Below are 19,172 nucleotides of genomic sequence, written 5' to 3' on the forward strand. Positions count from 1 at the left end.
ACTCCTCAGCGCAGATTTGGAAGATCTGACTATTCTGATTAATGCATTACGTATTCATCGGAGCAAAGCATGCCTCAAATACCCTATAAAACCGCTCTGGTGACCGGTGCCTCCAGTGGCATAGGTTCCAGTGTTGTAAAAGCATTAACCGAACAGGGGATTACTGTCTATGCGCTGGCAAGGAGGGCGGACCGACTCAACATCCTTGCCAAACAAACTGGCGCAATACCAATGGTACTTGATATCTGCGATACCGATGAGCTCTATCAGCAGCTGACAGGACTCGATGTCGATATCCTGGTCAGTAATGCCGGGTTGGGAATTGGCAGTACACCACTTCATAAAGCATCTCGGGAAGAGGTGACGACAGCAATGAATACCAACCTGCTGGCAGCCATGCACCTGATCAATATTATTGCTCCGGGAATGGTGGCTCGCAGTAAAGGACATATCATCCATCTAGGCTCTATTGCCGGTCTCTATCCGTTATTTTCATCCGTCTATGGTGCCAGCAAAGGTGGCATTCATATGATGTGCCAGAATCTCAGGCTGGAACTGAAAGGAACACCTATCCGCTGTACCGAGATCTGCCCTGGCCGAGTTGAAACCGAGTTCTTTGAAAAGGCCTATAAAGACCCGAAAGTCGTTAAAAAAATCATGACTGAAATAACTCTTTTGAAAGCTGAAGATATTGCTGATGCGGTTCTTTATGCTCTTGCAGCACCTGCCCGGGTTAATATTGGATTGATTGAGTTGACTCCAACCGAGCAAATGGCGGGGGGGCTGATTAGCCAGCCTGCTCACCCCTCAATTTAATCGCCTATCTCTAATATCTGACTCCTGCTCTGATTAAAGCAATAGTGTCTTTAACCGAAGAAAAAAATGTCACTATGAATAGTTAATGGTATGAAAAAAATTATTGCTGAATACAAAAAATTTGCCTTGAAAGGCAATGTACTGGATATGGCTATCGGTATTGTGGTCGGTGGCGCCTTTGCAACCATCACTTCCAGCCTGGTCAGCAATGTCATTGCTCCTGTTTTCGGCCTGCTGACCAGCGGTGTTGATCTGGCCGATCTGTTTTTAGTGCTCAAAGAAGGCAGTGAAGGCTCACCTTATATTACCCTTGAGGATGCCAATAAAGATGGAGCAGTAACCTTAAGCTATGGACTGCTGCTGAACAGCGTTATCAGCTTCCTGATTGTTTCCTGGATCGCTTTTCTAATGGTTAAAGGCATCAATCACCTGCGTCAGGACGAAGAAAAAACAGAAGAGGTCAAGGAGGAGCCAAAAAACAGATTATGCCCTCATTGCTTTAGCCCTGTTCATAAAGAAGCGACCCGATGTGCTTTTTGTACCTCCTCACTCACAAGAGATATTGCATAGATTTTCGAGATACTTGTGAAGAAAATCTTCTCATAAGATCCGATGATTACTCACCTGCGTTACTTACGCTGTAAAAAACATCTATGATAAAATGCGACCTTTACCCCAAAAACGGTCGTACTGTTTTCAGAAAGGTTCAAATAAAAGCTCAGGTGGTATCTGTGCTCTGTTTAACCTTTTCTAGAAAGCTTGCTTGAAGGTGCTTTTCGCACGGCTGTGATATGGTAAGACACTGTCATTAAGCTGACTGGATATCATTGATGAAACTGACTATCCCCCGTTTTGATCTGGCCAAAGTCCTGGTGATTGGCGATATCATGCTGGATCGATACTGGCATGGTGCCACTTCCCGGATTTCACCGGAAGCTCCGGTACCTGTAGTCAAAGTTGGACAGATAGAAGACCGCCCAGGTGGAGCGGGCAACGTTGCCCTGAATATTGCCACCCTGGGCGCACCTGCCTGGGTGATCGGAGCAACGGGGGATGATGAAGCCGCAGATGCTCTTCAAACCAGACTGGAAGCCGCAGGTATTTACTGCAGCTTCGCGCGGATTCCCGGTGTACCAACCATTACCAAATTACGCGTTATTTCCCAGCATCAGCAATTGATTCGACTGGACCATGAAGAAGCCTTTGAAGGTCTGAGCCCAGATGTGATTGAAGAAAAAGCAGGACAGCTGATCCAGAACCTGGGTGCGATTGTTCTTTCAGATTACGGCAAAGGCACTCTTCAGGGATGTCAGCAGCTCATTCGTCTGGCTCAATCTCATAATATACCTGTTCTTGTTGACCCCAAAGGTACCAGCTTTGAGCGTTATCGGGGTGCAACAGTCATCACTCCCAACCTGAAAGAGTTCGAGACGATTGTTGGTCCTTGTCGCAGTGAAGAAGAACTGGTCAATAAAGGTCAGCAATTATTGAAAGAGCTGGAACTGGGAGCTCTGCTTATTACCCGCAGTGAACATGGTATGACCCTGATCCGGGAAAATGAACCTGAAGTTCACTTCCCGGCAAGAGCCAGAGAAGTGTTTGATGTGACTGGCGCAGGAGACACTGTCATTTCTGTACTTGCCGCGTCCCTGGCGGCGGGTTGTGGAATGCCTCAGGCTGCTGGCCTTGCTAATATTGCTGCAGGTATTGTGGTTGCCAAGCTGGGAACCGCCAGTGTATCTATGCCAGAGCTGAGACGCGAAGTGAATCGTGAGCTGGGTGCTGAGCGTGGGGCGGTTTCTCCGGAGCAATTACTGGTTGCCGTTGAAGATGCCCGTGCCCATGGCGAGAAGATTGTCTTCACCAATGGTTGCTTTGACATTCTTCACGCCGGCCATGTGGGTTATCTGGAGCAGGCTCGCAGGCAGGGTGACAGACTGGTTCTTGCCATCAATGGTGATGAGTCCGTTACCCGGTTGAAAGGTGAAGGTCGTCCGATTAACCCTGTTGACCGGCGAATGGCAGTACTGGCTGGCCTTGAGGCTGTTGACTGGGTTGTCAGCTTTGATGAAGACACACCGGAAGATCTGATTCGAGCCGTCAAACCCGATGTTCTGGTTAAAGGCGGTGATTATACTCTGGACCAGGTAGTTGGCGCTCCAATAGTCCATGAATATGGTGGCGAAGTGAAAGTCCTGGCCTTCCTCGAAAACTGCTCTACAACTGCCATTGTGGATAAGATTCGTGATGAAAAAGAAGCTCAGCCAGCCTGACAACTAAAATAGCCTTCACCACCGGCCAGCAGAGATGATTCTGCTGGCCATGTTGGACAATGCACAGACATCTATCGCTCTCTTCCCCGTAATAAGAGCGGATCTGAATGTAGATATCGCCTTGTTCCATTTACGCTTTCCAAAAAGGCTTCGAGATCTCCTGCAAACGATCAGCCTCTGTCAAACCGATATCTTTAAGCAATCGGGCATCCATTCTTGCCAGGTTCTTTCGACCTTCAGCACGAAACTGCCAGAGTTGGTATTGATTCTTAAGCCGTGTTAAAAAAGTACCTGTGTTCACACAATCCATTGAGTTACGTTTCATCATGCCTCCCTTTTATTAACAATCAGAACAATATTTTCAGTATCAAAACGCCAAAGTCTGGATATAGTCTCTGGTTGCATGGGACAGCAAATCCTCATGCATCCGCCATGAATCATCAAAAAAGCCACGACCTATCTGCGTGTCTAAAAGGAAAGTACCCAACACATTCATCCCGGCCTCTGCATCAAACACATTTTCGGCATAAACAATCTTCATCCCTTCCCCTTTGACACCCAGCAGTCGGGAGAAATACTGCGTCATCAAATACCCGTCCCGAGGTTCTTTTGGAGCAAGGATCAGAACTTTGAGGTCTCTTTTTCCAGAGCCTGAAAGGCTGTCATACCAAGGCTTTACGACCTGATGAAGCCAGTCGATCTGGGCTACTGCCGCATCATGAACATTGGCATCAATGATGGTTCGGCTATTTCTGACAAAACGGGTGAGTTCATTTGGATCGACTACTTCGCTCGCCAGTATTTTTTGGGCAAAGTCCAGACTCATCTGAGTCAGTATCTGCTGCTTTATCAATTGCTGTTCAGTAAATCCAAGGCTGGGCAGATCTATTTCGATACGTTTTATAAGGCTTATTAACTGATTAAGTTCCTTCCTTTTATTTTCGGGTAGCTGTCTGCCCTCTTCCGTGACCAGCAAGACATAAAGCGTTAAAGGAATATGACTGACAGACTTTAAATTCGTATAGGCCGGTGATGAGAATACATATTGCCGGTTTTCATTAGCATCATTACCAATCAGATTCAGTGAAAACGGGCTTGCGACAATCAATGGCTTATATTGCTTCGCCATTTCTGTACGCGTGTTTGCGTATATTTCTCTGAATGCATTATTAAAATCGGCAAGAGCAGATTGAGCTTCCGCTGTTGAGAATGCTGTCAGGAAAACACAGACAGCAAAAACTCTGAACGCTTTAAAAATAGGCATAGCAACGAACAACACTGATTGAATGTAATGAATGAACTCTGATTTAGTATTGGTTAGAGAACATCAGCTATCGGCGAAAACGAGCATCAATTTAGGCCAATCATTCCACTCGATTAAAAAACAAGATCAGCGTACAAATGATGCCTTTAAATCATCAGCCGTACAGAGTGTCGATAAGTGGGAAAGGATCGTCAGTGACTGCAGGTGCTCCTCTTCCGAAGCCGCTGCACAGGCATCACTGATCACGAAAACATTGTAATCCATGTCATGGGCTGTTCTGACCGCGGACTGGATTGCCCAGGTGGTACCAACACCACTGAAATAGATATCGGTTACCTTTACTGCCCGAAGGATCGCTTCCAGACGAGTACTGTAAAAGGGGTTTATGCGGGGTTTAATCACAATAAGGTCATCAGACTGTACATCCAGATCCTCATGAAACTTCGTTCCCCACCTTCCCAGGCGAAGAGCACCGGCCTCAGCCAGCGATGAAAAGAATGGGGAACCGGTTGGCAAATCTCGATAATCCGGGGAGAAGCCAACTTTCACAAAGACAACCAGCGTGGATGTTTTCCTGGCCCAGGCAACCGCTTTATTGACCTGAACCAATACCTGATTCTCGGACACTTGTCTGGCGTACATCCTTCGCTTGCCATCCGGATGTACGAGATCATTGATATAGTCGATAACCACCAGGGCATTTTGCATGGGAGCCTCTCCTATAGAAGCTCCTGGGTCACCTTAAGTCCGACAGGCCTCCAGACACGCCTCTACATTCTGTTGCATATGTGCGGGATTGATGGTTCCAACAATAGCTGAAGAAACGGCGGGGTGTGAGAAAACCAGTTTCATACTTTCCAGGACCCGGTTCTCATTAGCAAGATGACCAGAAAGGCAGGCATGACCACTGGCAAACGCCTTCTTGATAAAGATCCCTTTTCCGTGTTCCAGCGCATAGTCCAATACCGGTTTTTCACCCTGTTCGTTCAGGTTATAAGTCACCATGGCAACGTCGGAATGTTTCAGCGCCAGAACGCCACCTTCCACCGTTTTGGTGGACATACCCGAAGCGAGAATCTTCCCTTCTTTTTTAAGATCCGCCAGCACTTCCAAACAGCCTGTCTGCTCAATGATATTGACATCATCACCATTGGAATGAACCAGCATCAATTCAATCACATCGGTATTCAGGCGCTTCAAGCTTCGCTCCACACTGAATCGGATATGCTGCTCTGAGAAATCAAAATGAGACTCCCCCTGACCATTTTCAAGGGTGATAAACTCTTCACCAACCTTGCTGCAGATGACCCACTGTTCACGAAGCCCTTTGTGTTTTGCAAACAGCTGACCAAGACGCTCTTCACTGGTACCGTAGGCTGGGGCCGTATCCAGCAGGTTCATACCCAGATCATGCGCCAGGGTAAGCAGGTTTACCATTTCACGGTCATCAGGGATCGTAAAATGTTCCGGGTACTTTACGCCCTGATCCCGCCCAAACTTTACCGTGCCAAAACCCAATGGCGATACTTCAAGATCAGTACCCGCTATTCGCTTTCTTCCAAGACACTGAGTCATGACGCTTTGCCCTCTTCAAAATGCCCTTGCCAGAAGTTTGGACAAATTTCAGGTCGGGAAAATCCTTCAGGCATCGAGAAAGTTTCATCGCCCGCTGGACGAATATTGTCTTCCTGCAACAGTCGAATAACTTCATCAGAGAGGTTGGGCGCAAGAGCCAGCTTAGTGGGCCAGGTCACAATGCCATTGGCAACCGGCTGGCAGAAAGCCGCATCCGGGCGAAGCAAACGGCTCTGTTTTGGCTCAGCACGATTGACCCGCAGGGTGTCCCACTCAGCCTGATCAAGCTCTACCCAGGGCAGTAACGCTTTCATCTCTTTTTTCGCCGTTGCAATCAACGCCTCAGCAGACTGTTTGACCCCATCTTCAGCAATGCCCCCACCAAGATACCACACCCACTTCCCATCCTTATCGGGATGGCTGGTAACGGTGATTCTCGGAAGTGGTGTTGTACCAAGGCAGTGCGCATAGATGGGCTCAGGATGATCATGACGAACCATCACCATCTGCAGGGGACGTATCTGCATTTTTGGATCATTGATACCCCAGGTATTCAAAAGCGCCTCGGTTCCTTCACCAGCAGCCAGCACAAACCGTTTGGCTTTCAGCAGAGTTTTCTGACCATTGCTATCAGCTAACTCAACAGCATCAATGTCTCCCCTGGCATCCGTTAACAACCGGGCATTACCCTGTTCACTCCAATCCACCTTAATCGTTTTATCTTCCAGGCCGTTGACCAGGGCTTGAGTAACGGTAGCGATATCCAGAACAATTTCATTGAGCTGGTATACCTTCCCGCGGAAACCATCATGCTTGAAAATTGCCGGAAACTGCTCTTTGGTTAATGCATCTACCCGCCCTCTCAGTGCCTTGCTGGCAAAGAACGAGGTCATTCGTGAACCAATATCACCCGGTGACCATAAATAATGGTATTCAGACAGAATGCGAGCCGACCGAAGATCCGGGTCCCTATCCTCCCCCTTTCCAGCCAGGGCATTACGCCAGCGTTCCGGCATCCCGGCAATGGCCTGGGAAGCGTTGGTAAGCTGGCCAGTCAGGGTGTATTTGGTACCCCCATGAACAATGCCCTGAGACTTGATGGTCTGACCACCGCCCAGAGAATCCTGCTCCAGCAACAGGGTTCGATAACCCAGAGTGTTCAACGTGCGAAATAACCAGAGACCGGCAATACCACCGCCAATCACCACCACATCGGCTTCAACAGTTTGAGACATAAGAGAGTTCAACTATCTGAGATGACCTGAAATGGGCGGAATTATAACATAGCTCACCGTATTAATAGTCAGGCTACAGCGGGTAGAATACCCTGCCAGCCCTTCCTTTTTGACAATTTTCGCAACCAGGCAGTAAAGAGGGAACATAATGCTTATTTATGTCGTATACCTGTTAACAGGTGCACTTGGCGGCATTATCATCGGCGCTTTAGGCAGTGGCAGCAGTCTGGCGATTCTGCCTGTTCTTTCCCTGATATTTCCAACACTGTTTCCCGAAGCGATTTCACTGCAGGTTGCTGTTGCCACCTGCATGGCCACCTTGATCATCGGCAGCGCATCTGGCGCTATCAGCTACAAAAAATCACAACTGTATGACGTACATTTGATCAAACTGTGCCTGCCGGGCGTCATTGCAGGAGCTATTATTGCGCCTCAGTTAGCAGGTGCTTTATCCGTTCACTGGCTGAGGTGGTATATCGGATTATTAATTCTATTTATTGCCGTTTATAAACTGACCAAAAGCTTCAGATCTCACCAGGAAGTTCCAAGACCTGTAGAACCTGTGCTGATTATCCTCATGAGTATCATCAGCTCAACCTTGAGTGGACTCGCCGGTATCGCACTGGGAATTCTGATGATCCCTTTTCTATCCCGATACTCCGACCACCGAACCGTTCTCGGTACCAACCTGATGCTGGCGGTTCCTTATGCCGTTATTGGCAGTGCCGGCTACATTTTTTCCGGCTTACATTCCGAACATACTGGCTCAAACCTGATGCTGGGGTATGTCTACCTGCCCGCTTTCCTGATCATTTCAATCACGATGGCCATCTTCCCACCGATCGGGTTGAAGCTGGCAAAAAACGTCAGCATTAAGGTCATCCAGAATGTCTTTTACATATACCTGCTGTGCATTGGCATCGCAATTTTGCTGTAGAGCCGTCTGTACTATGCCTATAATCTCAAAAAAATATCTCTAGGTCCTGCTTTGCACACTGACAGTCGACCCAGAAGAGCTGATCTCAACCTGAATACAGGTGCACACCATTGTTTTTTGTAGGGCAAACTTCGGAGAATATTAAGTCGATTTAACAATGGAGCCTCAAGGAGGTATACAGCTAAAGAATGCCTTGAGTTTCTGTATTTTCGATTTTCGGGCATTATCACTTCTATTGTTTTGTACATTTGCAACATTGGTCCCTTCGCAAACTTCCCGTTTGAGCTGCTGATCTCTCAACAAAAGTTCTTTAGTATTTCGTTCTTTTTTGAGATCAATCAATTGATTAGTTAACTTTTCCTTTTCATGCAGTAAATCACTCAACGCCCTCTTTTCTTGATCAAGCCAATTGACGGACTCTGACTCAATCCTAATGCGCCTTGATATTACCTGTTTACTTTCTTGCTCTTCACTCTGAGCCTGAAGAGCATTGTGACCTGAAAGTGTATTCTGAGCCGGATATACGGCTAGCGCTGAATTATAACCGTAAAGCGCGATAGTGAGACGAACATTGCGCTCTGTATACTCATCAATTCTTTTTCGGTCATCACAAACAGGCACTCTCTGAGCGGGGTATTCTGGATCTTTATGACCTGTGAACGATTGCTTGGATTCTATCATGATCAGCCTTATTCTCGGGGTTCTACTAAAATTCTCGATCAACATAGCCCACCTAGAGAATTGATGAGAAGTAACTATTCAGCACCCTTCATATAAATCTGGAATTTTCTGATTTTTCGACCATCATCTTATACTCAATTTTTCTAACAAATCTCCAGTATGGAACCAGACTTCCCAGCTACTCCGTTTACCGAAGCTCTCCTTAAAGAGAATGAAGAGCTTCGGACCGAGAATGCGCTTTTACGGGAACGTTGCAGCGAACTGGAAGAAAGGGTTAATAAAAACAGTCAAAACAGTAGTAAGCCACCATCGTCAGATGGTTATCAAAAGCCCAGTAAAAAAGGGAGTGATAAAGGTGATACATCTTCCAAAGAAGCCCCCTGCTCCTCACAGGAAACACCGAACCCCAAAAGCCTTAGACCATCTTCAGGCAATAAACCAGGTGGCCAGAAAGGTCATCAAGGCTCTTGTTTGAGACGTGTCGCCTTACCCGATTATGTCAGGCATCTGAAGGTTGAAAAATGTTGCTGTTGCCAGTCTTCGCTTATCGATATTAAACCCACCAAATACATTGAGCGACAGGTTTTTGATCCAGGTAGACCCGGAGAATTTGAAGTTACCGCGTACTGGGCAGACGTTAAAGTATGTCCTTGTGGTAAACGGAACACCGCTGAGTTTCCCCAAGGAGTGAAAGCCGCTGCTCAATACGGAGAAGTGACTCAGGCAATGGCTGTTCATTTAAACCAGTATCACTTCATCCCATATCACCGGGTGTCTGAGTATTTCAATACTATTTATTGCATGAGTGTCAGCGCAGGCTCTGTTGCCAATTTTGTTGCCTATACCCATGAGAACCTGGCCTCTACTGAGCAGAGTATCCGCGATGCTTTACAAGAAAGTCCGGTTGCAGGAGCGGATGAAACTGGCATGCGGGTTGACGGTTCACTGTGGTGGTTACACATTATGCGAGATGACCAATGGACGCTTTACTACCTCTCAGAAAGGCGAGGTTGTGAAGCAATGGATGCAATGGGCATCCTGCTGACTTTTGCAGGCATTCTGGTTCACGATCATTGGAAGTCCTACTTTGCCTATGCGGCAGTGCATGTGCTTTGTAATGCCCATCATCTGAGAGAGCTTCAGGGAGTTGTCGATAGGGATGCGAATAAGCTGGCTCTGCGGCTGATGAAATTGCTTACGCTCTCCTGGCACTTCTGCAAGAAATACAAAGCAGCCGGTCTGACTCAAATGCCTGGTGCAATACAGCTTCGCATTGAGACGATATACGACCAAATCCTTCAAAGGGCTCTCACGAAGGAAACCGCTTATATGGAAAAACAACGACAGGTGCTTGGACGTAAGAAGGTCAGGAATACCAAGGCCTACAACCTGTTCAAAAGGCTTATTGAGTTTAAGGTTGAAACGTTGCGCTTCATGTCGGACTTTTCAATTCCCTTCGATAACAATGGCAGTGAACGTGATGCCAGGATGGCCAAACTTAAGCAGAAGATCTCAGGCTGCTTCAGAAGCGAAGACGGAGGTACCATGTTTACCCGAATCCGAAGCTATTTATCATCTGCTAAAAAGCAGGGGTTGAACATATTTCAGGCGCTTCTTAAAGCGGTTCGAAATTACAACAATACGCCTTTGCTGGGTGCTGAATAGTTACGATGAGAAATTAATGACTGAATGCTAGTATTCCGTTTTTTTTCATGGGCATTCAGGCATGATACCTGCAACACAGAACACATCATTCTGCACCTCCTGGAGTGGTGGTAAAGATGCCTGCTTTGCGCTCTGGAAATCGATCCAGAAGGGATTTACCCCAACCTGCCTGCTGACCATGCTTAAAGGTGATCAAGACCAGACCAGTGCACACGGCCTGACGAGAGAAGTGCTGGAAGCTCAGGCAGCCTGCATGCGACTCCCCATTATCTTTGGAAAGGCCAGTGTTGGGGAATATGAAGCGGGTTTAAAAGCGGCTCTTCAGGAAGTGCAAAGAGCCTTTAAGACTTTCCAGCTGGCTTTTGGCGATATCGACCTGCAGGCTCATCGGGACTGGTATGAAACGGTTCTGACCGGAAGCGGTGTTTCTCCTGCTTTTCCTCTCTGGCACTACGACAGACAGCAGCTTCTAGAAGATATGTTCGCTAATGATTTCGAAACCATGATTGTCAGCTTGAAAGCCGATAAGCTGGATCGAAACCTGCTGGGTAAAGTGCTCACCCCGGACATTGCCGACCGAATTCAAAAACAGGGCATCTGTCCAACCGGCGAAGATGGTGAGTTTCATACCCTGGTGCTTAATGCACCGCATTTTTATCAACGCCTTGGAATTAAAACCGGGGAGATTATCGAAGATGAATGGGGGTACAGTCAGTTAGAAGTCTCTGTGTGATGGGCTATCGCAGCAAAGCCTGATAGAGCTTTTTAGCCGTCACGATTCGAGTCTGTTCGACTGTCTCACCCAGCAACAGAATGATAGAGGCTCGGGTTTCATGAAGCTCAGTCATTGCCTCATGAAGTGAGGTTTCAGGAGCCAGATTGATGGTTTTTCGCATTAATTCACCAACCGTCATATTTGCTTCACCATTGACCAGACAGCGGGCTAAATGACGATAGAGTACAACACCTACAGGCTGACCATCAGCAAGTACTACGTAGCGCTTGCAGGGGGATAACTTCATCGTTTTTTCAACAGAAGCAACGGTATCCTCTGACGAGAGACAAACAGCTGGAATAGAACGCGCCACGAGCTCTTCCAGATTCTTTTGATGAGAGCTTAATACGGCCTCAGCCAGCTTTCTCTGTCGTTTGCCAATAACCCCGCGTTTGTTGTAATGCTTGATGATGCTTCGCAAATCATCGCTACTTCGTGCTTCCTCCACATGATGGGGCAGTATACGGGTCCAGAACAGGGCCAACATCAGTACATGACGGGTGAGGGTATATATCAGGCGAATCAGTGGAGCCCATTGAACCACGACCTTCTCGGCAATTTGCACAGCCAACAGTTTGGGCAGAACCTTGGCAAACACCAGCATGCAATAAGCAAGCAGCGCCGTAAAAACAGCCAGCCACAGGTCATTGAATTCTTTTGCCGCCAATGCTCCAAGCAGAGTGCTCCCAGATATACTGACTAATGTACTTAACAATACAATTGCTGAAAGGTGCTCACGCTTTTTCTGAAAAACCAGCTTAACAGCCTCCTGATTGCGGGGCTTTTTGTACAGGATGGTCACCAGCCTTAATTCATCAATGGCAACGACTGAAGACTCAAGAAGGGATAAAAAAGCGGTTATCGCAACAATAAAAAGCGCAAAAAATACTACCAATAGCATCCATACCTCCAGAAGAACAGCTGCCAGCAGGAGTGATGAAGAAAGCGTTATAAGCTCCTCTTGCTGACTCGCTGAATGAAAACAGAAAACTTGTAATCTATTGTTTTCGGCTATTTTTCTTCTTAATTAACGGTACTCCTCAATCTTTACCCAAGCAAAAACAAAATTCGAATATTATTCGACTGATATTCGAATATACATTATCCTCTTCTAAATTCCCATTAACTCTCTGGTCATCGATCATGTCTGCTGCCGAGAAACGGACACAAAGAGAAGCCTCCATTATAGAATCCACTCTGCTCCTGCTTAAGGAAAAGGGCTTCATGGATCTTAAGATGTCGGAAGTAGCCAAGCATGCTCAATTTTCCATGGGGACGGTGTACTCACACTTTTCCAGTAAGGAAGACCTGCTGCTTGGATGTGCCATACACATCTCAAAAACCATTGCTTCTGTTTTTGATCAGGTGATCAAAAATGATGCCCCTCCTATGGAGCGTTTGTTAACCCTGAACATGTCGATCTGGCTGTGCGACGCGCAACAGCCACACCACTACTTTCTTCGCCAGCTGGCCATGACTCCTGATATCTGGCAACGCGCGTCAATAGAACGAGCTCGTGCATTGGACGACATTTACCAGACAATCAGTCAGCTCGTTGAGACATTGATTATAGAGCTGATGGCTGAAAATCCATCCATTACAGATGAAGACCGGGAGCATGCGCTTGCCGATATTCTGATGGGTATCTGGAGCCTGGGAGAAGGCTTATTCCAGATCAGTATGTCTGGTTTTGGTTTGAAACAACCCTCGCTACAAAAAGACAACGGGTTTGGCCTATTAACCTCTAACCTGGCCAAATATCTTCAGGGCTGGGGATGGCCGGAGCCATTCCCTGATTCGGTCATCGTGAACAGCAAACTCAGAGCTGAACAAACGGTTTCTGAATTTACAGATCACTAAAACCTGCCAGAGTTTATTTATTCCAGGTGTTTTCCAGGCATCAATGTATTCAGACGGTTCAATGTTGTTACGCGGCAATAAGTGCACTGTTAGCGGAGCAATAGCAACACTGATCGTGGGTATCAATTGATGTAGAAAGCACTCTTGTCGTATTGGTTTGGAGCTACATCAGAATGCACCTTATCTCATCAACCCAAACATCCATCACGATGGTGATGCTTATGGCTTTCAGCCTGCTGACTGGATGTGACCAGAAGCAAATCGAACACAAAGACGTCATCCGGCCGGTAAAACTGTTTGAGGTAAAAGATCCTCAGCAGCAACAGTTACGATATTTTCCAGGCAAAGTAACGGCGACCGAAGAAGCCGAAATATCTTTCCGCATACCTGGACAGATCGACAAGATTGAAGTCAAACAGGGCGATGATGTTACTGAAGGGCAGGTCTTGGCATACCTGGATGACCGGGATATCCGCAATGAACTTCAAGATCGTCAGGCTAATTATGAGCTTGCCAAGGCGGAGTTCGAACGCGCCAGTTCCCTGTTAAAAAAGAAAGTCATTTCGCAATCTAACTACGATACGGCCAGTGCCAAGCTGAAATCAGCCGAAGCAGCCCTGAAACTCAGCCGGGACAAACTGGCTTATACAACGCTGACAGCACCCTTCAGCGGTCGGGTTGCCCAGACACTGGCGGAAGCCCACCAGCAGGTTCAGGCTCAACAGCCAGTATTGATTCTGCAGAGCAGCGACCGACTGGATATCAGCATTCAGATTCCAGAAAGCATTGTTTCTCATGTTAACAAGAAAACCGTTAACCATGACTATAAGCCGATGGCTACCTTTCCTGGTGCACCAGGCAAAGAGTTTCCCGTCAGCTATAAAGAGCACGCAACACGGGTGACACCGGGAACCCAAAGCTATGAAGTCATTTTTACCCGGACTGCACCTGCCAATATGAATATTCTTCCTGGTATGACTGCAACGGTCATTATTGACCTTGCTCAGGTTATTGGCACTCAAGGGCAACCCGGGTATGTTCTTGTACCCATCTCCGCTATTGCCAAGGATGACACTGACAACAAGACCGTTGTCTGGCGCTTTGACCCATCAACCAAACAGGTTCATCCCGTAGAAGTTTCTGCAGGCCGCATAACTGAAGCGGGTGTTCAGATCATGTCCGGCATCAATCCGGGCGATCAAATTGTCACCGCAGGCTTGAGCCAACTGTCTGATGGCATGACGGTAAAACCGCTGCGCAAGGAACGGGGACTGTAAGCCATGAATATTGCGGAGTACTCTATTTCCCATCGAGTCATCAGCTGGATGTTTGTTGTCATCCTGCTGGTGGGCGGTGCGGTTTCATTTTTTGGGCTTGGTCAGCTGGAGTTTCCTGAATTCACCATTAAGCAGGCCATGGTGATCACCCACTACCCGGGTGCTTCACCAGAGCAGGTGGAAGAAGAAGCCACCCTGCCACTGGAGGAGGCAATACAGCAGCTGGAGTATGTAAAAGTTATCGACTCCATCAGCAGCAATGGTCGCTCCCAGATCATGGTGGAACTGAAAGAGCAATACCCTTCCAGCCAGTTGCCACAGATATGGGATGAGCTGAGGCGAAAGATTAATGATGCCCAGGGCAGCCTGCCTCCTGGGGTTTATCCGTCGGTTGTCGTTGATGATTTTAGCGATGTATTCGGCATGCTGTTCAACATCACGGGCGATGGTTATACCTCCAGAGACCTGGAAAATTATGCCGACTATCTAAAACGTGAATTAGTCCTGGTAGATGGCGTTAAGAAAGTATCCATTGGTGGTGCCCGTCAGGAGCAGGTGGTGGTGGAAATGTCCCAGGCCAAACTGGCCAACCTGGGCATTGACCCCGCCTGGATCTTCTCCCTGATCCAGAATCAGAATGTGGTTTCCAATGCTGGCAATATGTTGGTTGACGGGCGCTCCATTCGCATTCATCCCACCGGTGAATTCAGGAATGTCCGGGAACTGGAGCAGTTAATCATCAGTCCTCCCGGCAGTACACAACTGGTTCGTCTGGGAGATATAGCCTCGGTTCGCCGGAGCTATGATGAAACTCCCGACACGCTCTATACCTCTAACAACCAACCAGCGCTATCTCTCGGCGTTTCCTTTGCCTCCGGCGTCAATGTCGTGGATGTTGGGGAACGGGTTCGCATTCGTCTGAGTGAGTTGACCTCAGAACAACCTGTAGGCATCGAGCTCACTACCGTCTACGACCAACCGGCCACTGTCTCAAAATCAGTCAATGGTTTTCTGATTAACCTGGCTGAAGCCATCGTCATCGTTATTGTCGTCTTATTGTTGGCCATGGGTATTCGTGCTGGCCTGTTAATGGGTGCTGTTCTGCTACTGACCATCTCCGGCACTTTTATCGTTATGAAAGTGCTGGATATAGACCTGGAAATGATCTCCCTGGGAGCACTGATAATTGCCCTGGGCATGCTGGTAGATAACGCCATTGTGGTCACAGAGGGTATTCAGGTTGGCCTCCAGAGAGGGCAAACCCGGTTGGAGGCAGCAAAGCGGGTCGTCAGCCAGAACCAGTGGCCATTATTGGGCGCAACCGTTATTGCCATAATGGCCTTTGCCCCCATTGGTTTATCCGATGATGCCACGGGTGAATTCTGCCTCTCACTTTTTCAGGTACTGTTGATTTCTCTGATGTTAAGCTGGATCACAGCTATTACCCTGACCCCTTTCTTCTGCAACATACTGTTCAAGAAATATGAAAAAGCCACAGGGAACCAGACAGACTCGTCAGTAGATCCGTATCAGGGGGCACTGTTTACTCTTTACAAACAGCTGTTGAATTTTTCTCTGAAACATCGTCCTGTCACTCTGGGACTCACCCTACTGGCACTGGTTCTGGCGATTTTGAGCTTTGGCTTTGTGAAGAATGTGTTCTTTCCTCCTTCCAATACTCCCATCTTTTTCGTTGATTTCTGGATGCCAGAAGGCAGTGATATCAGAGCGACTGAGTCAGAAATAGCGCACTTTGAGCAACAGGTACTTTCCATGCCGGGCGTCAGCAATGTCACTTCCGTTATTGGTATGGGAGCACAACGTTTTATTCTGCCTTATCAGCCTGAAAAACAGTACACCAGCTACGGTCAACTGATCATCGAGGCTGAAGACCTGGAGGCAATCAGCACATTGATCCCTCCACTGGAAACCGTACTCGATGAACAGTTCAGTGATGTCGAATACAGCATCAAGCTGATGCAGAACGGCCCCGCGGCACCGGCAGAAATCGAAGCCCGTTTCTATGGAGAGGATCCTGAGGTATTGCGATCACTCGCTGTACAGGCAATGACGGTGCTTCGAAATGAGCCAACAGCAACCAATATACGACATGGTTGGCGCAACCAGGTAAGTCTTGTCCGTCCCCACCTTGATGAAGCCAGCGCCCGTCGCAGTGGTATTTCAAAGCAAGCCCTTGACGATGCGCTGCTGGTTAATTTCTCTGGTCGTCAGGTTGGTGTTTATCGCGAAGGCAGCCAACTGATGCCGTTGATCGTTCGTTCCCCCGAAACAGAGCGACTCAATGCTGACAGTATCACCGACCTGCAGGTATGGAGTGCGGATTACAACAGCTATGTACCCATCACTCAGGCAATTTCCAGCTTTGATACCGAGTGGGAAAACCCCCTGATTATCCGCAGAGATCGCAAGCGAATGCTCTCGGTCATGGCAGACCCTGACCTGATGAGCGATGAGACCACCGACAGTGTGTTCCGAAAAGTTCGTGCAGGTATTGAAGCCATTCCATTACCAGAGGGCTATACACTGGAATGGGGTGGCGCTTATGAGCTCTCCACCGATGCACAGAACGCCACGTTTGCCTCAATTCCCATGGGGTATCTGGCGATGTTTCTGATCACGGTGTTTCTATTCAATACCATACGACAGCCATTAGCCATCTGGTGCACCGTTCCCCTGGCATTGATTGGAGTTGTTACCGGCTTATTGGTGCTCAATACGCCTTTCAGTTTTATGGGGCTGCTGGGACTGCTGAGTCTGTCAGGCATGTTGATTAAAAACGGCATAGTTCTGGTGGAACAGATCAAGCTGGAACTGGAAGAAGGCTGGGAAGAGCATGAGGCAATATTCCACGCATCCGTCAGCCGTCTGCGTCCAGTATGCATGGCAGCACTGACCACCATGCTGGGAATGATCCCCCTGCTGTTTGATGCCTTTTTCAAATCCATGGCCGTGACTATTATTTTTGGCCTTGGCTTTGCCACCGTACTGACGCTGGTCGTACTGCCGGTGATCTATTCACTGCTGTACAAGATTAACTTCAAGGGTTTTGATTACCGCAAGATCGGCACGCATTAATATCTGGTCGGCTCCCCACTCAGGGGAGCCGAGCTACTCATTTACACTGGTATGTAACTGACCTACTTTCTGGAAGGTGGCTTCAGGTTATAACTCAAACTCTGATATTCTGGCTCGACAATGCCTAACCGACGGTTAATCACCACGGTTAACCGGAAAAACAGATTACAGAGCATATTGCCAAACCGGTGCAACTCATCCGGCACCTCAATTCCATGAGCGTCTACCTTGACCAACGCTCTGACAGCCTTCTTGGAGAGTGAACGACAACTGTGCAGTAGCTGTACTGGTCGCGCGCCCCTGGGAAGTACAAAGCCATGAAGCTGCCCTTCAATCTCTTTCTGGTATTGGTCAAAGTAACCCGCCAGCCACTGAATCTGCTCTTCAAATATCGCCTGCTTTCCACGAACCGAGCCATTCATATGGAAAATTCTGGGCTGCAGTTTATCCAGAAAATTATAGATATCGGCGAACCGCTCATCCCCTTCCAGCTCACTGATAACTCCGCCGAGTGTGGCACACAGTTCATCAGTAAGAATTTCATAATCACACAGGGGGGAGTCTTCGTAGATAAATGGGTAGCAGAGCTCACGGATATCACCGGAGTATTTCAAAGTCATCTTGACACCTAAAATCAGGTTACTTAAATGTTTACAGAACCCAAACAGTAATCACTCGGTCTACAAATACGCTGATCACTATCAGGAAATCTTTATGGCAGATCGAATGGGTTTATCAAATCACAACATGTCGTTTTCAAAATCGATGGATGATCTGTCACGCTCACCGGCTTCTGCAAGTAAAAGCTCAGTCTCAATGGCGTTTCAACGAAGAACCAAGGAAGTGCAGCCTGGTAAACCCTATATTAAAGCGTCCGAAGTAACTGCAAGAGAAGCAACAGATTCATCGAGAAAAAATGAAAAGCCCTCTCGCATGCCAAAGATAACTCTAACGCAGCCAACCCCTTTCAGAGTCACTGATAGCCGGGGCAGAATGCAGCACTGCCAATCCATGAGCAACCTTTATCAGGCAACTAATACACTCACTCTCAGTAAGGTATCACCATCAGCAACGAAAACCGTAACGATGAGCACACAAACAGACCATCATCATCAACAGACAGAGACCTCTCAAACAGTGGCCACGCAGACAGATCGACTCTTTACGGAATGTGAAATACGAACACCTAAAAGAAGCGATGCTATTCCATTAGGCTCTGCAGATAAGAGCCTTGCTGAAATGAAGTTAGAGGAGATGTTATCCGAACTCAAAAGAAGCGACCTTACCAAGCCTCTTACAGATAATTGTTCTCCATTTACGCTACAAGGCGGCTCTCCTATAAAAATAAATAATCCTCGGCGATTTCTAACCAACGCTTACAATCAAAATGCCAAATCATTAATAGCCGATTTTATTCACAGGAACCCTGAAGAACAGGTAAACGCAAATTCCTTGAATATAAGATTCCAGCAACTATTACATGACACATTAACGACTCAAAAGCTGGATGAGGCATATAAAACTAAAGACCTGGTTGAATTAATCCAGCAAAACAGCCGCGCAGGTGCGCAGAGTAAAATTGAGAGCATTCTGGAAAATGGTGAGTTAAGAAGTCTCCTGACCTTAATGTATATGGCACTACAACTATGTATTCAGAAAAGGAGCTCTCAAGAACCAGACACCCTTCCCTTGTTTTAGGCAAATTGAAAACAAGGGAA

Annotated in this window: 18 protein-coding genes; 10 read left to right on the forward strand and 8 right to left on the reverse strand. The window is 47.5% G+C overall.

Annotated features, from left to right (window positions below; genetic code table 11):
• Nucleotides 1-69: 69 nt before the first annotated feature.
• From ACOCLE_RS14525 to hldE, 3 genes are all read left to right on the forward strand, one after another.
• Nucleotides 70-816, forward strand: coding sequence for an SDR family oxidoreductase (locus ACOCLE_RS14525; protein ID WP_419533068.1), 747 nt, complete (start codon nucleotides 70-72; stop codon nucleotides 814-816).
• A 90-nt stretch (nucleotides 817-906) separates the two neighbouring features.
• Nucleotides 907-1,386 carry a large conductance mechanosensitive channel protein MscL gene (mscL, locus tag ACOCLE_RS14530; RefSeq protein WP_419533069.1) on the forward strand — a complete coding sequence of 160 codons (480 nt, stop codon included), beginning with the start codon at nucleotides 907-909 and terminating at the stop codon, nucleotides 1,384-1,386.
• Between the two features lie 260 nt (nucleotides 1,387-1,646).
• Nucleotides 1,647-3,089, forward strand: a complete 1,443-nt coding sequence (hldE, locus tag ACOCLE_RS14535; RefSeq protein WP_419533070.1) for a bifunctional D-glycero-beta-D-manno-heptose-7-phosphate kinase/D-glycero-beta-D-manno-heptose 1-phosphate adenylyltransferase HldE — start codon at nucleotides 1,647-1,649, stop codon at nucleotides 3,087-3,089.
• A 130-nt stretch (nucleotides 3,090-3,219) separates the two neighbouring features.
• On the opposite strand, the gene ACOCLE_RS14540 is transcribed toward hldE, so the two are convergent.
• The 5 genes from ACOCLE_RS14540 to ACOCLE_RS14560 all read right to left on the reverse strand — a co-directional run bounded on the left by ACOCLE_RS14540 (nucleotide 3,220) and on the right by ACOCLE_RS14560 (nucleotide 7,163).
• Entirely contained in the window at nucleotides 3,220-3,417 is a 198-nt protein-coding gene (locus ACOCLE_RS14540; protein ID WP_419533071.1) for a DUF1127 domain-containing protein, read from the reverse strand.
• A gap of 39 nt (nucleotides 3,418-3,456) precedes the next feature.
• A complete protein-coding gene (locus ACOCLE_RS14545) occupies nucleotides 3,457-4,353 on the reverse strand; it encodes a hypothetical protein (protein ID WP_419533072.1) in 897 nt (298 codons plus the stop codon).
• Nucleotides 4,354-4,479: 126 nt separating this feature from the next.
• A complete protein-coding gene (locus ACOCLE_RS14550) occupies nucleotides 4,480-5,061 on the reverse strand; it encodes an isochorismatase family cysteine hydrolase (RefSeq protein ID WP_419533073.1) in 582 nt (193 codons plus the stop codon).
• A 33-nt stretch (nucleotides 5,062-5,094) separates the two neighbouring features.
• Entirely contained in the window at nucleotides 5,095-5,928 is an 834-nt protein-coding gene (locus ACOCLE_RS14555; protein WP_419533074.1) for an aldo/keto reductase, read from the reverse strand.
• Nucleotides 5,925-7,163 carry an NAD(P)/FAD-dependent oxidoreductase gene (locus ACOCLE_RS14560; protein ID WP_419533075.1) on the reverse strand — a complete coding sequence of 413 codons (1,239 nt, stop codon included), beginning with the start codon at nucleotides 7,161-7,163 and terminating at the stop codon, nucleotides 5,925-5,927. The genes ACOCLE_RS14555 and ACOCLE_RS14560 overlap by 4 nt, the downstream gene beginning before the upstream one ends.
• A gap of 148 nt (nucleotides 7,164-7,311) precedes the next feature.
• Between ACOCLE_RS14560 and ACOCLE_RS14565 the strand changes: the two genes are divergently transcribed.
• Nucleotides 7,312-8,100: a sulfite exporter TauE/SafE family protein gene (locus ACOCLE_RS14565; protein WP_419533076.1), complete on the forward strand. Its 789-nt coding sequence runs from the start codon at nucleotides 7,312-7,314 to the stop codon at nucleotides 8,098-8,100.
• A gap of 165 nt (nucleotides 8,101-8,265) precedes the next feature.
• Here ACOCLE_RS14565 and ACOCLE_RS14570 read toward each other — a convergent pair whose 3' ends face one another.
• The gene (locus ACOCLE_RS14570; RefSeq protein ID WP_419533077.1) at nucleotides 8,266-8,781 is read right to left on the reverse strand and encodes a hypothetical protein; all 516 of its coding nucleotides are present in this window, start codon (nucleotides 8,779-8,781) and stop codon (nucleotides 8,266-8,268) included.
• A gap of 159 nt (nucleotides 8,782-8,940) precedes the next feature.
• Here ACOCLE_RS14570 and tnpC point away from each other — a divergent pair, with 159 nt between their 5' ends.
• Nucleotides 8,941-10,446: an IS66 family transposase gene (tnpC, locus tag ACOCLE_RS14575; RefSeq protein WP_419532963.1), complete on the forward strand. Its 1,506-nt coding sequence runs from the start codon at nucleotides 8,941-8,943 to the stop codon at nucleotides 10,444-10,446.
• A gap of 61 nt (nucleotides 10,447-10,507) precedes the next feature.
• Nucleotides 10,508-11,179, forward strand: coding sequence for a diphthine--ammonia ligase (locus ACOCLE_RS14580; protein WP_419533078.1), 672 nt, complete (start codon nucleotides 10,508-10,510; stop codon nucleotides 11,177-11,179).
• Between the two features lie 4 nt (nucleotides 11,180-11,183).
• Here ACOCLE_RS14580 and ACOCLE_RS14585 read toward each other — a convergent pair whose 3' ends face one another.
• Complete coding sequence (locus tag ACOCLE_RS14585; protein ID WP_419533079.1) at nucleotides 11,184-12,122, reverse strand: CNNM domain-containing protein; 939 nt, start codon at nucleotides 12,120-12,122, stop codon at nucleotides 11,184-11,186.
• A 242-nt stretch (nucleotides 12,123-12,364) separates the two neighbouring features.
• Between ACOCLE_RS14585 and ACOCLE_RS14590 the strand changes: the two genes are divergently transcribed.
• The 3 genes from ACOCLE_RS14590 (at nucleotide 12,365) to ACOCLE_RS14600 (ending at nucleotide 17,454) form a co-directional block, all read left to right on the forward strand.
• Nucleotides 12,365-13,081, forward strand: coding sequence for a TetR/AcrR family transcriptional regulator (locus ACOCLE_RS14590; protein ID WP_419533080.1), 717 nt, complete (start codon nucleotides 12,365-12,367; stop codon nucleotides 13,079-13,081).
• Between the two features lie 221 nt (nucleotides 13,082-13,302).
• Nucleotides 13,303-14,358 carry an efflux RND transporter periplasmic adaptor subunit gene (locus tag ACOCLE_RS14595; RefSeq protein ID WP_419533081.1) on the forward strand — a complete coding sequence of 352 codons (1,056 nt, stop codon included), beginning with the start codon at nucleotides 13,303-13,305 and terminating at the stop codon, nucleotides 14,356-14,358.
• 3 nt (nucleotides 14,359-14,361) lie between these two features.
• Nucleotides 14,362-17,454 (forward strand): efflux RND transporter permease subunit, encoded by a 3,093-nt coding sequence (locus ACOCLE_RS14600; RefSeq protein ID WP_419533082.1) that lies wholly within the window; start codon nucleotides 14,362-14,364, stop codon nucleotides 17,452-17,454.
• Between the two features lie 62 nt (nucleotides 17,455-17,516).
• Here ACOCLE_RS14600 and ACOCLE_RS14605 read toward each other — a convergent pair whose 3' ends face one another.
• The gene (locus tag ACOCLE_RS14605; protein WP_419533083.1) at nucleotides 17,517-18,074 is read right to left on the reverse strand and encodes a cobalamin adenosyltransferase; all 558 of its coding nucleotides are present in this window, start codon (nucleotides 18,072-18,074) and stop codon (nucleotides 17,517-17,519) included.
• A gap of 94 nt (nucleotides 18,075-18,168) precedes the next feature.
• On the opposite strand from ACOCLE_RS14605, the gene ACOCLE_RS14610 reads away from it, so the two are divergent.
• Nucleotides 18,169-19,152: a hypothetical protein gene (locus ACOCLE_RS14610; protein ID WP_419533084.1), complete on the forward strand. Its 984-nt coding sequence runs from the start codon at nucleotides 18,169-18,171 to the stop codon at nucleotides 19,150-19,152.
• Nucleotides 19,153-19,172 lie beyond the last annotated feature (20 nt).

It is taken from the genome of Endozoicomonas sp. (genome assembly GCF_965196975.1).
Taxonomy (GTDB): domain Bacteria; phylum Pseudomonadota; class Gammaproteobacteria; order Pseudomonadales; family Endozoicomonadaceae; genus Endozoicomonas.